Annotated in this window: 11 protein-coding genes and 1 other RNA gene; all 12 read left to right on the plus strand. The window is 29.5% G+C overall.

Annotated elements, in window-relative coordinates:
• Nucleotides 1-117: 117 nt before the first annotated feature.
• The 12 genes from smpB to RDX53_RS01115 all read left to right on the plus strand — a co-directional run bounded on the left by smpB (nt 118) and on the right by RDX53_RS01115 (nt 12,488).
• Nucleotides 118-576: an SsrA-binding protein SmpB gene (smpB, locus tag RDX53_RS01060; RefSeq protein WP_007285558.1), complete on the plus strand. Its 459-nt coding sequence runs from the start codon at nt 118-120 to the stop codon at nt 574-576.
• Between the two features lie 213 nt (nt 577-789).
• Nucleotides 790-1,144: a transfer-messenger RNA gene (gene ssrA, locus RDX53_RS01065) on the plus strand.
• 99 nt (nt 1,145-1,243) lie between these two features.
• Nucleotides 1,244-2,884, plus strand: coding sequence for a diadenylate cyclase (locus RDX53_RS01070; RefSeq protein WP_307993533.1), 1,641 nt, complete (start codon nt 1,244-1,246; stop codon nt 2,882-2,884).
• Between the two features lie 388 nt (nt 2,885-3,272).
• The gene (locus RDX53_RS01075; protein ID WP_195928706.1) at nt 3,273-5,213 is read left to right on the plus strand and encodes a [FeFe] hydrogenase, group A; all 1,941 of its coding nucleotides are present in this window, start codon (nt 3,273-3,275) and stop codon (nt 5,211-5,213) included.
• Between the two features lie 162 nt (nt 5,214-5,375).
• Entirely contained in the window at nt 5,376-5,843 is a 468-nt protein-coding gene (locus tag RDX53_RS01080) for a globin domain-containing protein (RefSeq protein ID WP_195928708.1), read from the plus strand.
• Between the two features lie 186 nt (nt 5,844-6,029).
• A complete protein-coding gene (locus RDX53_RS01085) occupies nt 6,030-6,230 on the plus strand; it encodes a hypothetical protein (RefSeq protein ID WP_195928710.1) in 201 nt (66 codons plus the stop codon).
• A gap of 142 nt (nt 6,231-6,372) precedes the next feature.
• Nucleotides 6,373-7,416, plus strand: a complete 1,044-nt coding sequence (locus tag RDX53_RS01090) for a LacI family DNA-binding transcriptional regulator (RefSeq protein ID WP_195928712.1) — start codon at nt 6,373-6,375, stop codon at nt 7,414-7,416.
• A 42-nt stretch (nt 7,417-7,458) separates the two neighbouring features.
• Nucleotides 7,459-8,385, plus strand: a complete 927-nt coding sequence (locus tag RDX53_RS01095) for an ROK family protein (RefSeq protein WP_195928714.1) — start codon at nt 7,459-7,461, stop codon at nt 8,383-8,385.
• A gap of 21 nt (nt 8,386-8,406) precedes the next feature.
• Nucleotides 8,407-9,138: a MurR/RpiR family transcriptional regulator gene (locus RDX53_RS01100; protein WP_195928716.1), complete on the plus strand. Its 732-nt coding sequence runs from the start codon at nt 8,407-8,409 to the stop codon at nt 9,136-9,138.
• Nucleotides 9,139-9,292: 154 nt separating this feature from the next.
• The gene (locus tag RDX53_RS01105; protein ID WP_307993534.1) at nt 9,293-10,732 is read left to right on the plus strand and encodes a glycoside hydrolase family 1 protein; all 1,440 of its coding nucleotides are present in this window, start codon (nt 9,293-9,295) and stop codon (nt 10,730-10,732) included.
• A gap of 72 nt (nt 10,733-10,804) precedes the next feature.
• Entirely contained in the window at nt 10,805-11,107 is a 303-nt protein-coding gene (locus RDX53_RS01110) for a PTS sugar transporter subunit IIB (RefSeq protein ID WP_195928720.1), read from the plus strand.
• 25 nt (nt 11,108-11,132) lie between these two features.
• The gene (locus RDX53_RS01115; protein ID WP_195928722.1) at nt 11,133-12,488 is read left to right on the plus strand and encodes a PTS sugar transporter subunit IIC; all 1,356 of its coding nucleotides are present in this window, start codon (nt 11,133-11,135) and stop codon (nt 12,486-12,488) included.
• Nucleotides 12,489-12,491: the final 3 nt, after the last annotated feature.

Genomic DNA, 12,491 nt, shown 5'->3' on the forward strand with positions numbered 1-12,491 from the left:
GTAAATAGAGTGATTTTATAATATCCCTTTTTAATGTGTAGCATGAGAACTTGACGAAATTGGAAAACTATGATAAATTATAAATCAGTCTAAAATAAGTAAAAAGAAGGTGAAAGTATGGCAGGAACTAAAAATTTAGCGACAAACAAAAAAGCAAGACACGAATACTTTATAGAAGAAACATACGAATGTGGAATCGAATTAAAAGGAACAGAAGTTAAATCACTTAGAATGGGTAGAGTAAACCTTAAAGATGGATTTGCATCTGTGGATAACTCTGAAGTTTTCCTAAAACAAGTTCATATAAGCCCATACGAACAAGGAAACTCTTTCTACAAATTGGACCCAATGAGACCAAGAAAGCTCCTTCTTCACAAATCTGAAATCAGAAAATTAATAGGGGCAACAACAATAAAAGGTTACTCATTAATTCCACTTAACATGTACCTTAAAAACGGTAAAGTTAAAGTAGAATTAGCATTAGCAAAAGGTAAAAAACTTTATGATAAACGTCAAGACATGGCGAAAAAAGATGCACAAAGACGTATTGAGAGAGAAATGTCAGGAAGATATTAATCTTTAATATGATAGAAAAGTTATAATAATATAAGTCAAGCAAGACAAAATATATAATGTTTCTATCATTATGTAACAAATGAAAAATATTTCATTGATTTTTTAACTAAAAAGTATTATATTATTAATACAATAATATTTTAAATATACAACTTAATATGGTGGAACAATAAATAACAGTTTGCAAAAGTCTCAAAGACTCTAAACATCCATGGGGGTGTAAAGGTTTCGACGTGGGTTTGGAACTTGAGGCTGCGTGTCGTGTTACTCCTCTAGATCACGTAAAACCTGGGGAATTAAAATAAACGCAAACGAAAATTACGCTTTAGCAGCTTAATAATTGCTGCTTGTCCCTCTTAGCCCTCCTGCCGGTTAAGACTGGACATCATTTATGCAGGGAACTACTTCTTGGGCGCCTCGACCTGAAGTGGATTAATTGAGGCTGGCCGATGATGTAGTCTGCCACTGGACGACATCAAAGGCGAGATACTAATACAGATGGCTACACACGTAGATGCAGCGAGGAATGGGCTTGCGGACAGGGGTTCGACTCCCCTCATCTCCACCAGTAAATCACCTCGAAAATGAGGAAAAGGAACTACTAAGTTTATGGCTTAGTAGTTTTTTGTTGGTAATTAAAAAATATATAAATAATAAGAGGATAAAAATGGGAAATATTAAAGGGAATAATTTTGATATTTTATTAACTGAGATTAATAATGAAATTGATAGATTTATAGGTTCTAAACATAATCTAATCAAAGAGAGAAATTTAGGCTTAGAATATGTATATTTAGATAGAGAATTTAAAGTAATGCCATATTTAAAGCATAATTACAACAAACTATACGATATAACTAGTAATGAAATATACAAATTACTAAAACAAAACTCCGATAATCTGATATCTATAGATAAATTAATTAATGATATTGTATTTAATTATTTATTTGAAAATAAAATGAATATTAGTTTAAGGATAAACCTACAAATAGAAAATTTTATAAATACAATAAAAAACATATCAATGCTAACATATGAAAATAAAAGTATAGATATAGGTATAATATTATGTAGAAATAAGAATGCTTTAAAAAAAATTAAATCTATGAATGAATTTACATTAATAAATTTAAACAAAGTAAGAATAGATAAACTTTTTTTAGAAGAAAAGCCATTGTTAAAATTAATAGATAATAAAAATTATGTTTTACTATTAGATGATGAATTTTATGTTATTGGTATATTGAGAAGGAATAATGATTGTAAATTAATAGATAAGCTATTTAAAGAGAAAATAATGAATTATCAAGAAATTTTGTTTAAATGCAGCATTCTTGATGAGTTAATGGATGTGATTAAAGAATTTTTTTCAGATGATTTTTTAGAGATGTATATAGATAGCAATAAAGAGGCAAAAAATGTTAGTTATGAGCTTTTGGATAAAATAGAAAGTAAAAAAATAAATATAGATAAAAATATGGAAAAGTTAAGTAAGAAATTGATAAAACTATTATATCATGAAAAGAATCAATTATTTACAGATGAGAATAGCACTTTATTTAATGATATTATGTATATAACATTAAATAATAAGGAAAGTGTGTTCTATTCTAGTAATGAAGGAGTAATCTGTTATAAAAATGGAAGATGGAATTTGCGAAATTATATATCATTGTACCATGAAATATTTTTAGCTATACATAAATATCCACAAAAATTGGTATTAGAAAGAATTTTTACAATAATTGATGATATTATTATATTAGGTAAATATCAAAATGATAGACTTTTGACTTTTAAAACAAATTTAATGGGTAAATTAGATAACTTAACTAAGTTAACATTTAAGTTTACAAATAATATTTTAAATATTTCTAATAGAAAAATAGGTGCGTTATTTGTAATTATTAATGATGAGAATATAAAAGAATTTGAAGATAATAAACAAGAATATATAGAGATGCATGATACGGAAAAGAATTATATGAAATTACTAGAAATATCTGAAGGTATTAATATATCTGAAATTGATGACGAATTGTTTATATTATTATCTTCAATAGATGGAGCTGTTATTTTAGATAATTCATTAAATATAATATCATATGGTAGTATGATAAAAACACAAGATATAGATAGAAGTAATTGTGCAAATGTATATGGTGCTAGGACTAATGCAGCAATTAATGCAACAAAATTGGGAACTTCAATAAAAATATCAGAAGATGGAGATATTGATATATATAGGAATGTAATATTTAGAGATGGTACTTGTATTTTAGAAAATGTTCTCACAATAAAATAGAAAAATTATATTATTAATACTTATAAAATAAATAAAATTATAAAATTTAAGATATTGAGAAAACAAAGTATGTTTTATGAAAAAATTAGTTATTAAGCGTTTTTAATCAAAATAAAGATTGAACAATACGATGGAATTGTGATAAATACATACAAACATATTTAGAATATAATTTATACTATCGCACTTCAGTAATGAAGTGCTTTTTTATCTTTTCCATTTACCATATCTTCATGCAAATTAATTACATCATCTCCAAAGCTATTAATAAAAATCAACTTCAAATATATCACATAAGATTTTTTAAAAATCAATAATAAAAACCAACAATTAAGCAAAAAATAAACAGAATAAAAAGTTATAAGTTAGACATAAAGGAGCGAAAAATATGACAAATATGAAGCCGACTATGATACATAGTGATAGAGGCTCTGTTTTTTCTGTTTTCAGTGAAGAAGAGCTAAAAAATATGACTAATAATTCTAAGAGAAAAGTTGCTATTTGTGGAAGGATAAATAATAGTGGAATAGTTGAGGTGCCAGAGGGTGCTACTCTTGCGGAAATTATAGAATTGGCAGGAGGAATTTTAGATAAAAGAGATTTTAAAGGGGCACATGTGGGAGTTCCGCCTTATGGTAGATTTTTATCTAAAGAAGATTTGGACAAAGAGCTAGATTTTGATTTGTTTGATAATTATATTAGGGCAATTAATGTTTTATCAGAAGAGGATTGTATAGTTCAGTATGCCAAGTTTTATACAGATTCAGTAATTGGTTTAATGCAAAATGAAGGAAGTTTGAAAGATTATGCTAAAGTGCAAGAGCCTTTAGAAAAAGTTTGGCAAATACTTGATAGAATAAGTAAAGGCAGATCAAATATGAGGGACCTTTATATACTTAGATCTTTAGCAGAAGAAGTGAAAGAAGAATTAAATCAAAAGCATAATATAATGGAAGAAATCATTGAAAATTATTATGACGAAATCAAAGAACATATTGAAGATGACAGATGCTACACTATGCAATGCAACAATCTGATTAAACTTACTATAACAGAAAAATGTATAGGATGTGGAATTTGTCAAAGGGTTTGCCCTGTTGATTGTATAGCAGGGGAGAAAAAGGAACAACGACGCATAGATTACAACAGATGTACTCACTGTGGTAGATGTTTATCTGCTTGTCCAGTAGATGCAATAACAGCAGGAGACAATACTTTGAAATTTATCAGAGATTTATCGACTCCTAACAAATTAGTCATCACTCAAATGGCACCGGCAGTTAGAGTTGCTATAGGGGAGGCTTTTGGTTTTGAAGCTGGGGATAATGTGGAGCATAAATTGGCAGCAGGACTTAGAAAACTGGGCGTGGATTATGTGTTTGATACATCTTGGGCAGCAGATTTAACTATAATGGAGGAAGCTGCGGAATTGCAAAATAGACTGGAAAGATATTTTTCAGGAGATAAAAGTGTAAAACTTCCAATGCTGACATCATGTTGCCCATCATGGGTTAAATTTATAGAACAAAATTATGGTGATATGTTAGATGTGCCATCTAGTGCTAAATCACCTATGCAGATGTTTGCGACTGTGGCTAAAGATATTTGGGCTAAGGAAAAAGGACTAAAAAGAGATGAAGTGACTTCGGTTGCCATAATGCCTTGTATTGCCAAGAAATACGAAGCATCTAGACCGGAATTTTCTCGTGGCCTTAATTATGATGTGGATTATGTTATAACGACTAGAGAATTAATTAAAATATTCCAAGACTCAGGTATTGATTTAAAAACAATAGAAGGGGAAGAAATAGACCAAGTCATGGGAGAATATACAGGTGGAGGAATTATATTTGGTAGAACTGGTGGAGTTATAGAAGCTGCACTTAGAACTGCCCTAGAAAATATGACAGGCGAAAAAATTGAAAATGTAGAATTCCACAGTCTTAGAGGTTTTGAGGGATTTAGAGCTTGTGATGTAGAAGTTGGAGATATAAAACTTAGAATAGGGGTAGCTCATGGTCTAGAAGAAGCTGGCAAGATGCTTGACAAAATAAGAGATGGAGAAGAATTTTTCCATGCAATAGAAATTATGGCTTGCCCTGGTGGCTGTGTCGGCGGTGGTGGCCAACCTAAAGTCAGAAAAAATAAAGATGCAATTTTACAAAAACGTGGAGAAGGTTTAAATAATATAGATAGGGAAAAAAATATGAGAGTTTCAAAAGAAAATCCAGAGGTTCAGGCAATTTATGATAAATATCTGGATCATCCGCTAAGTCATAAGGCACATGAATTGCTTCATACTAGATATTTTGTAAAGAGAAAAAAATAGGGGATTACTGATAAAAAGCTTGTAGATTTCTATGAGCTTTTTTTAGGTGGGAAAAGTAAAATATAAATATATTTCTCAAAAAATGTTTACACAAAAAATACTGGGGTATATTTCTAATATAAACAAAGTGTACACAAAATACACATTAAGGAGATAGCAATTATGTTAAATCAAAAAACAATAGATATAATAAAAAGTACAGTACCAGTATTAAAAGAACATGGATTAGAAATAACAAAAACTTTCTATAAAACAATGTTTGCAAATAATCCAGAGGTAAAAGAAATGTTTAATATGGATAAACAAGAATCTGGTGAGCAACCAAAAGCATTAGCAATGACAGTATTAGCAGCAGCTCAAAATATAGATAATTTAGAAGCAATATTACCAGCAGTAAAGAAAATAGGAAGTGTTCACGTTAACTCATATGTAAAACCAGAACATTATCCAATAGTAGGTAAAAATTTATTATTAGCTATAAAAGAAGTTTTAGGAGATGCAGCAACAGAAGAAGTATTAAATGCATGGGCAGAAGCTTATGAAGTTATAGCTAAAGTATTTATAGATGTAGAAAAAGATATGTACATAGATCAAATTTGTAGAGATAACCAAATACATCAAAGAATGTAATTTATAAAAAGGCTCCTTAAGGCTTTGATAATTTTATCATTGCTAAAAGGGGCCTTTATTGATTCTTGTATTTTAGCCTATAAATAAAATACAAGTATATATTATATTTAATAACTAGATTGATAAAATTCAAAATAAAAGTTAAACTAAAGTATAATTACATAAAAATAAAAAAGAGGTGTAAAAATGACTAAAGAACAAAGAATTGCAAATATAGTAGCTGACTTAGAAGGATGGGAAATTAAATCAGATGATAATGGCTCATATCTTGAAGTAAAATTAGGAGAATTTTTATTAGAAATGGACTTATGTGATATACCTAGTATTGAAACTTTAACAAAGGAAGAGCTAGCAACTATAATATTTGATAAATATTTAGAACAATAAATTTAAAAAACTACTAAGTTTATGGCTTAGTAGTTTCTTTTATTGTAAAAAAATGTAAAAAAACTATTGAAAGTTATAAACATATCAACTACTATATGATTATGAAAATAAACGCGCGTTCACAAAGTTGATTGGAGGTTTTATGAAGAGTAATGATATTGCAAAAATTGCTGGTGTATCTAGGAGTACTGTATCTAGAGTAATCAATAATTACCCGAATGTACCTGAGGAGACTAGGCAAAAGGTATTAAAAGTAATTGAAGAATATGATTATGTACCACATGCGTCTGCAAGAATGTTAGCAGGGGCAAAAAACAAGGTAATAGGTCTTTTTATAATTGATATTAATGAAAGACAAGATGGTATGAAAAATAGAATTACAAGGAGTCCTTATTTTTTAGAGTTTACAAGTTCGGTAATCGAGCGTGCAAGTGAAAATGGATATAAGGTATTGGTGCAGATAATACATAATATTGAGGGGTACACACAAATCAAAGAATGTTTTTATAATAAGATGATTTCAGGTGGTATATTCATAGGAGAAAACAACAACGATGAAACAATTAAAAAAATAATAAATGATGGATATAAGGTTGCTTTAATAGATCAAGAGATAACAAAAAATAATGCATATAGTAAATGCATAGTAGTTAATTCGGACAACTTTAAGGGTGCGTATGATGCTACTAAGTATTTGATTGATAATAATCACAGAAAGATTGCTCATATTACAGGAGATATTGGAAAGTTGTCATCAATAGATAGAATTAAAGGATATAAAAAGGCATTACAGGATTCAAATATTTCAATAAATAATGATTTTATTATTGAATCGAAATTTCGTGAAGAAAGTGGATATGAGTCTGCGAAAAAATTGTTATCACAAAGTGATAAACCGACAGCGATATTTGCATCTAATGATAAGATAGCCATAGGGGTAATGAGGGCTATGAAAGAAATGAACTTAAAAGTTCCGCAAGATATCAGCATAATAGGTTTTGATGATATAGAGGAATGTAAATATATAAATCCACAACTTACGACGATAAAGATGGACTTAGTAAAGATGGCAGATATAACTACTGATTCAATAATTTATTTTATTGAAAAAGGGGAAAACAAATTCAATGAATACACAGTAGATGTTGAGCTTATAAAAAGAAAAAGTTGTATGAAGTTAAAGTAAAACCTAAAAAATATTAGTATAGAAATTAAAGGGGGATGTATTATGTCAAAATATAGTTTGGGAATAGATATAGGTGGTACGTTTATTAAATATGCTTTGGTAGATGAAGACTATAATATAAAAGAAAGATGGAAAGTAAAAACAACTAAATTCGATACGAAAGATGAGTTATATGATTATATTTGTTCAAATATAAAGCATGATGGATTGATTGATGTTGTTGGAATAAGTGCGCCAGGGCTTATTGATGAAGAGTCTAATGTTAAATCATATGCAGCTCCAAATGTAGCAAATATGTATGGAACAAATATAAATTCTGAAATAGAAAAAAGAGTAAATAAAGAAGTGGCATCTATAAATGATGCGAAGTCAGCAGGATTATGTGAGTTTGAAATAGGAAATGCAAAAGGAAGCAAATCTTCAGCATTTTTAATTTTGGGAACAGGTACTGGTGGATGTTTATGTGATGAAAATGGAGTTATATATGGAAAAGACTCATTTGCAGCAGAGTTTCACAACATTCCTTTTATGAATTTCCAAACTAAAAAAATAGACAAAATGGGTGACTACGCATCAATGACTGGTTTAATAGAGATATATAACAGTAAAGTTGATGAAGAAGAAAAGGTTGAATATGGTCATGAAGTTTGTAATAAATTTTTAGCTGGGGATGAATTAGCTAAAGAAGTAATAGATGAATGGATAAACAATATAGCAGTTGAATTAATAGCTATAACAGTTACATATAATCCAGAGATTATATGTATTGGTGGGGGAATATCGGAAGAAGATTGGTTTATTGATAAGTTAAAAAAACACTACAAAGAAGTTTGTATTGAATATTTAGAAGCAGATTTTATAACGACAGAAATTAAAAGATGTAAATATAATAATGATGCGAATATTTTAGGAGCTATAATAAATGCAAATCTAAAACAATCAAAAAAATATGTAGTTAGTAATGGATAGTTATAGTGGAGAGGATAAAATATGTTTAGTTACGAGGTTATACAAAGTTTAAACAATTTAGAGCTATCTTTATACGAATATATAATGAAAAATAAAAAAAAGGTAATATATATGAGGATAAGGGAATTAGCTGATGAAGCTCATGTATCGACAACAACTATATTGAGATTTTGCAAGAAGTTAAATTGTGAGGGGTTTTCTGAATTTAAAGTTAAATTCAAAATGTATATAGAAGAAAATAATATGAAGAAGGTCAGTGATGATACTTCTGAAATAATAAATTTTTTAAAAAATATAGAAAAAAGTGATTTGGATAAACGTCTGGATAATTTATGCGACATGGTAAAAATGGCGAATACAATTATATTTTTAGGAATAGGTTCATCGGGAATATTATGCAAATATGCGGCTAGATATTTTTCTGCAATTGGAAAGTTCACATTCCACATAGATGATCCGTTTTTCCCAAAGAACTTTAGATGTCATGGGCCATGCTTGGTAATAGCTTTGTCAGTATCTGGAGAAACAGAATCTACAATAGAAAATATAGATAGATTTAAACAAGAAGGCTGTTCTGTCGCTAGCATAACAAATAGTGAAAATTGCACAATTGCTAAAATGTCAAATTTAAATATACCTTATTATGTTCAGCAGGTAAAGGTTAATTATAGTGATATAACTACTCAATTACCAGTTTTATATATGATTGAAAGGATAGGAAAGAAGCTATACAACCAATATATAGTCGAATAACTACATAAGATTATTCTATTTAAATAAAAAACAAGTTGTTTTATTTTTGGATTAAATTATTAAAGTTGTGACATGTTTTTTTAGAAGTAAAAACTATTACTTACAACAAATTATAAGTTATACTTAGACTATAAGATACAAAGGGGGACATTAGATGATATATAAAGAATTAGACAAATTTAAAGATGATTTCTTATGGGGTTCGGCATCTGCAGCTTACCAAGTAGAGGGAGCTTGGGACCAAGATGGAAAGGGAAAAAGTATATGGGATATATATACTAAACAACCTGGAACAACTTATAAAAATACGAATGGAGATATAGCAGTAGACCATTACAATAGATATAAAGAAGATGTAGCTTTAATGGCAGAGATGGGACTTAAAGCTTATAGATTTTCAATAGCTTGGAGTCGTATATATCCAAAAGGTAGAGGTCAAGTAAATGAAGCAGGTTTAAAATTCTATGAGGACTTAATAGATGAACTTATAAAAAATAATATAAAACCAATAATCACTTTATACCACTGGGATTTACCACAACATCTTCAAGATTTATATGGCGGTTGGGAATCAAGAGAAATAATAGATGATTTTAACGAGTACTGTATAACACTTTTCAAAAGATTTGGTGACAAGGTAAAATATTGGGTTTCACTAAATGAACAAAATGTATTTTTAACATTAGGTTATTTAACAGCCCTACATCCACCAGGTGTTAAAGATCAAAAAAGAATGTTACAAGCAAATCACATTGCAAACTTAGCTAATGCAAAAGTTATTGAATCTTTTAGATCATATGTACCAAACGGAATGATTGGACCAAGCTTTGCATTTGGACCTAATTATTCATATAGCTGTAATCCAGAAGATGTATTAGCAATGGAAAATGCAGAAGAGTTAAACTGTAGTTGGTGGTTAGATGTTTATTGTAAAGGAACATATCCATCATTTGCACTAAAATATTATGAAAGATTAGGAATAGCTCCAATAATAGAAGATGGTGATCTTGAACTATTAGGAAGAGGAAAACCTGATTTTATAGGTATAAACTATTATCAAACAGCAACTGTTAAAGCTAACCCATTAGATGGTGTAGGTTTATCAGAAGGAATGAATAACACAGGTAAAAAAGGTACAACTAAGGAAAATGGTATACCTGGTGTTTATAAAAATACAAAAAATCCATATGTAGAGACTACTAACTGGGACTGGGCGATAGACCCTACTGGATTAAGAATAGGCCTAAGAAGATTAACAAGCAGATATGGGTTACCAATATTAATCACAGAAAATGGTCTTGGAGAATTTGATAAGCTTGAGGAAAACGATATCGTTAATGATGATTATAGAATAAAATACTTAAGCGACCATGTTAATGCATGTAAAGAAGCAATAACAGATGGGATAGAACTTCTAGGCTACTGCACATGGTCATTTACTGATTTACTAAGTTGGTTAAATGGATACCAAAAACGTTACGGATTTGTATATGTAGATAGAGATGAAAATGATGAAAAAGATTTAAGAAGAATTAAGAAAAAAAGTTTCTATTGGTACAAAGATGTTATAAGCAGCAATGGAGAAAATTTATAAGAATACAAAATATAATATTCAACATACAAAATAAAAATTAAAATAAAAGGTTTAAAAATCAGGAGGGTTATTATGAAAAAAATATTATTAGTTTGTTCAGCAGGAATGTCAACTAGTTTACTAGTTAATAAAATGAGAGATGCAGCTAAAGAATGCGGGGAAGAAGTAGAAATAAATGCATTAGCAATAGCAGAATGCTCAAGTGTAATAAATGATGTAGATATAGTACTTTTAGGGCCTCAAGTACGTTTTCAAAAACCACAAGTAGAAAAACTTACAAATGGAAGCATACCAGTAGAAGTAATCGATATGAGACAATATGGAATTATGGATGGTAAAGGAATACTTGAAAGTACATTAGCTAAAATAAAATAATATAAAAAATCTAGGGGGTATACATATGACTACTATGGAAAAATTCCAAGCGGGCATAGAAAGATTCTTAGTTCCAATTGCCGCTAAATTAAATTCACAAAGGCACATATGTGCAGTAAGAGATTCATTTATACTTTCATTTCCATTAACAATGGCAGGTTCGTTAATGGTATTATTAAACTTTGTTTTCTTATCACCAGATGGTTTTGTTGCAAAATTACTTAAATTAGAGTCAATAATTCCTAATTTTGCAGAGTATCAAAATATATTCTCACCTGTTTTAAGAGGGTCTGCAGATATATTAGCAATATTCATAGTATTTTTAGTTGCTAGAAATCTCGCCAAAACACTCAAAGCTGATGATTTGTTAACAGGTTTAACAGCAGTTTCAGTTTACTTTATAATATATCCAGATTATGTAGGGGTAGATAATGTAAATCATTTAACAACTAAATTTTTAGGCTCACAAGGTCTATTCGTAGCGATAATAGTTGGTTTAGTAGTTGGGGAACTTATGGCAATTTTATCAAAATCTGAAAAGCTAGAAATAAAAATGCCAGAACAAGTACCTCCAGCAGTAGCTAGATCATTTAAGGTATTAATACCTATAATTTTAATAACTTTATCATTCTCAATAATAAACTTCTTAATTAAAAAAGTTGCACCTGGCGGATTACATGAATGGGTTTATGCAGTAATCCAATCACCACTAACAAAATTAGGACAAAATGTAGGTTCTGTAATAGTATTAGCATTTATATGCCAAATACTTTGGGCAATGGGTATACATGGTCCTAATACAATAGCAGCAGTTCGTGACACAATGTTTGCAGAAGCTGTAAATAGTAATGTATTATATGCAGCTCAACATGGTACTGCTTGGGGAGCACCTTTCCCAGTAACTTTCAATGGATTATTTGATGCATTTGGAGCTTATGGTGGTTCAGGGGCTACACTAGGGTTAGTAATAGCACTAATATTATTCAGTAAAGCTAAAGATCAAAAAAGTATTGCAAAACTTTCTTTAGCACCAGGGATATTCAATATAAATGAAATGGTTATATTCGGATTACCAATAATACTAAATCCAATATATATAATTCCATTTGTTTTAGCACCAATAGTAAACATAATAATAGGATATTCAGCAACTTGCATATTTAAAATAATTCCTCCAGTAGCATATGGTGTTCCATGGACAACACCAGGTCCATTAATACCATTCCTTGGAACAGGAGGAAATGTATTAGCACTATTAATAGGTGTACTATGTTTAGCAGTGAGTGTATTAATTTATGCACCATTCGTAATAGCAGCAGGCAAAGCATCACAAGTAGATGATGATAATTCAGAAAAAGATACAACTGAGGGATTAGCATAATAT

It is taken from the genome of uncultured Intestinibacter sp., from assembly GCF_902468165.1.
GTDB lineage: Bacteria > Bacillota > Clostridia > Peptostreptococcales > Peptostreptococcaceae > Intestinibacter.